The sequence below is a fragment of the Candidatus Culexmicrobium sp. genome (assembly GCF_058356305.1).
This window is the reverse complement of record NZ_JBTVBB010000051.1, coordinates 1-2607: the sequence shown is the minus strand read 5'-3', so window position 1 is coordinate 2607 and position 2607 is coordinate 1. Positions and strand designations below refer to the sequence as shown.

Here is a 2607-nt window from a genome sequence, read left to right as displayed (position 1 = left end):
GGGGAATATTACTACGAATCCAGGTTTATGTGGTGATGCTTTTTGAATGAAGAATTCTAGGTTGCCTTTAACTCGTCGGCCCAAACGGTAATAAAGCTTACGCTCAGCAATAAATCTAGCCCTCTTAATTATTCTAGCAAGCTCACTCCAGCTTGATGGTAGAATTGATGTAAGCAAAGGAAAGTTATAATAAATTGGTAATCCACGCCTAGTCCTCCTCACATAATACTTCACATAAACAATTATCTTAATCGGCCGCTCAAACAATTCACCCTACCTCCCATAAGAATATTTAACGCTTCACTATTTCTTCTACAGTACTAAGAGGACTCTTAGTCAGCCTTAACGGTTTGATGAGGAGAGACCACTCCCTGTCAATTATGGAAACCCTCCAAACACCTCTCCACATTTGATGTGGAGTCACCAAATTGAAATTCTCCATAAAAACTCCACATTTTCTCCACATCCCAAATAATAGAATATACACTTAAGAATAAAGCCAGAATACCCAAATTCCACTAATTTGAATTTCCCACGCTCTTAATGTCTATGAAGGTTTAGATGATTGGAGGAATAGTTGGTTTCTGCTTCGAAATTTGCAGTTTGGCTTTCTACATTTGATGTTGAATATAGGGTGGAGAGTTTCTACATTTGATGTCGAAACTGCTTTCTACATCAATTGAAGTTCATGGAAAGGTTAAACCTAAAAAGAAAGTGCAGTGGTGCTGGTGCTTGTGTTTTGATGAAATTATTAAGTTTTTGAGATCGTTAAAGTTTAGTGGAGTGTTTATGGAGTTACTATTGGGGTTGGTAGAATTGGGTCGAAGGGATATGGTGAGGGAGATTGCTTCTAGCCTATATATTACTGATAGGCTTAGTGAGGAGGAGCTTTATAAATTGCTTAGGGAGTATTATGAGAAGCTTAGGCGGCCTGATTTTGATCCTAATGAAACCTATACTGTTACTATTGAGGTTTCTGAATTGGAGCTTCATGCACTGGAGGATTTAGCTCACACATATATTGAAGATGAAGATAAATATGAAATGCTCCTCCACGTACTAAGATACTTCTGGAACAAACTAGTCAATGCAGTTCCAGAACCAGAAGAAGACGAATAAACTCATTATATAACATACTTTCGAATTGCTTCATTCATTTTATCAGCTAACTCTACAACTTCATCTTCAAATTGGAGCACACTTAAATTTGGAAGCTTTAAACCATATTCAATTGAAAGATTATTATATAATTCAATGATTGCATCAGCTTCAATTGGAGCCAATACTTCCAGTAATGCTGCTAAAAACTTAGCAATAAAAAGTGTACTCCTTTTTCTATAGGTTCGAGTGAAATTAGATTTATGAGTTAAAGGGACTCTTAATTTTTCGAAGCATCTCCTACATATTATATAGGGCTTCTCCCTTACTTTAAATTTTGAATTGCAGAGATCACATGTAAATTCCTTTAATCCCTTAAGCACTCTCCTAAATTTCTTATCAAACTTTACAGCTAATGACGTTACTTCACTATGGTGTATAAGCAAATTTAATTCAGGCCATTTTATTTCCTTTAAGTTTGAAGTATAACTATTGTACTCTTCAATAACAATGTTGATGATGCGGCTGTCAGGCCAAGCCTTCAAAACTGCAGCCCAAAACTTAGTTATAAAAGTTAATAGATTGTGAAGATTTTCATAACTTACTGAAGGTTTTCTTTTTAAAGAAACAACATGTGACCTGCCAAATACTTCCACTTTTATTTTTCCCATGTCTTCAAGTTCTCTCAACAATCTCCATACAGTTGAAACATTAAGGTGAATTCTCTTCTTTTCGCATAACTCCTTGTAAATTTGATTCTTAGTTTTAGGTCCATCCTCTAGTAACTTTAAAATGTCTTGATAAGTTACTCCAACTCTTGAAACACCAGCTGTCATAGCAACACCATTACAATAGAATATTCTTACATATTTAAATTTATGATTTAATAAATTATGAAAAAAATCGAAAAATTGTTTACTAAATTTGTATTTACCAAGAAATTTTTTCAATTTTTCTTTTTTATTTTGCTTCTTCTGTTTCACGACACATTTTTCGCTTTTCTATTTAGTGGAGGGACTGTGTAGTATGGAGGGTTTGAAGTTAATTCGAGTAAGTAAGGTTACGAGTAATGACAGTTGGCCTCTCATATACCTGCCAAAGAAGGTTGTTGAAAAGCTTGGTTTCAAGAAAGGATGCTATGTAGCGCTCTACACCGATGGAAAACGCTTGATCATTGAAAAATTGCAGCTTAGGAGCAAAGGAGGTGAAAATTAGTGATTCCAGAGGATCATCCGATTGAAGTTCAATTGATGAAGCTTGGCTTCATCTATCTTGGGAAGAGATGCGTGGTTAGGCAGGGTAGCCGTTACATAATCTACCTTCCATCAGACCAAAAAGATCTGTGGCGGAAGCTTAGGGGCCGCAAATTATGCGTCTGGGTTAAACTTGAGGAGGATTAGATGAGATGTCATGCTTTAAAGTAAATGACAGCTTTCACTCTGCGGCCATTTACTTCAACTTCTTGAATAGTGCATTCCAGTATATCGCCTTTTCTTATCTTGAGGAGCT

At 35.9% G+C, this 2607-nt stretch carries 6 protein-coding genes; 3 read left to right on the top strand and 3 right to left on the bottom strand.

The genetic code is table 11. From position 1 onward, the window contains the following. Together ACW8TM_RS11670 and ACW8TM_RS11665 are read right to left on the bottom strand one after the other, a co-directional pair. On the bottom strand, positions 1-267 hold a 267-nt coding region (locus tag ACW8TM_RS11670; protein ID WP_491533476.1), incomplete at its 3' end, for a hypothetical protein. 25 nt (positions 268-292) lie between these two features. Then, positions 293-442: a hypothetical protein gene (locus ACW8TM_RS11665; RefSeq protein WP_491533475.1), complete on the bottom strand. Its 150-nt coding sequence runs from the start codon at positions 440-442 to the stop codon at positions 293-295. 212 nt (positions 443-654) lie between these two features. On the opposite strand from ACW8TM_RS11665, the gene ACW8TM_RS11660 reads away from it, so the two are divergent. Then, positions 655-1119, top strand: coding sequence for a hypothetical protein (locus tag ACW8TM_RS11660; protein ID WP_491533474.1), 465 nt, complete (start codon positions 655-657; stop codon positions 1117-1119). A gap of 5 nt (positions 1120-1124) precedes the next feature. Here ACW8TM_RS11660 and ACW8TM_RS11655 read toward each other — a convergent pair whose 3' ends face one another. Then, positions 1125-1934 (bottom strand): hypothetical protein, encoded by an 810-nt coding sequence (locus tag ACW8TM_RS11655; RefSeq protein WP_491533473.1) that lies wholly within the window; start codon positions 1932-1934, stop codon positions 1125-1127. A 190-nt stretch (positions 1935-2124) separates the two neighbouring features. Between ACW8TM_RS11655 and ACW8TM_RS11650 the strand changes: the two genes are divergently transcribed. Both ACW8TM_RS11650 and ACW8TM_RS11645 read left to right on the top strand, forming a co-directional pair. Then, positions 2125-2313 (top strand): AbrB/MazE/SpoVT family DNA-binding domain-containing protein, encoded by a 189-nt coding sequence (locus ACW8TM_RS11650; RefSeq protein WP_491533472.1) that lies wholly within the window; start codon positions 2125-2127, stop codon positions 2311-2313. Further along, complete coding sequence (locus tag ACW8TM_RS11645; RefSeq protein ID WP_491533471.1) at positions 2313-2498, top strand: hypothetical protein; 186 nt, start codon at positions 2313-2315, stop codon at positions 2496-2498. Before ACW8TM_RS11650 ends, ACW8TM_RS11645 begins: the two co-directional genes overlap by 1 nt. The last annotated feature ends 109 nt before the right edge of the window (positions 2499-2607 follow it).

What these genes read in the sequence shown, in the direction of transcription:
- ACW8TM_RS11655 (WP_491533473.1), bottom strand. Translation starts at nt 1,934, where the DNA reads ATGACAGCTGGTGTTTCAAGAGTTGGAGTAACTTATCAAGACATTTTA.
- ACW8TM_RS11650 (WP_491533472.1), top strand. Translation starts at nt 2,125, where the DNA reads ATGGAGGGTTTGAAGTTAATTCGAGTAAGTAAGGTTACGAGTAATGAC.
- ACW8TM_RS11665 (WP_491533475.1), bottom strand. Translation starts at nt 442, where the DNA reads ATGGAGAATTTCAATTTGGTGACTCCACATCAAATGTGGAGAGGTGTT.
- ACW8TM_RS11660 (WP_491533474.1), top strand. Translation starts at nt 655, where the DNA reads ATGTCGAAACTGCTTTCTACATCAATTGAAGTTCATGGAAAGGTTAAA.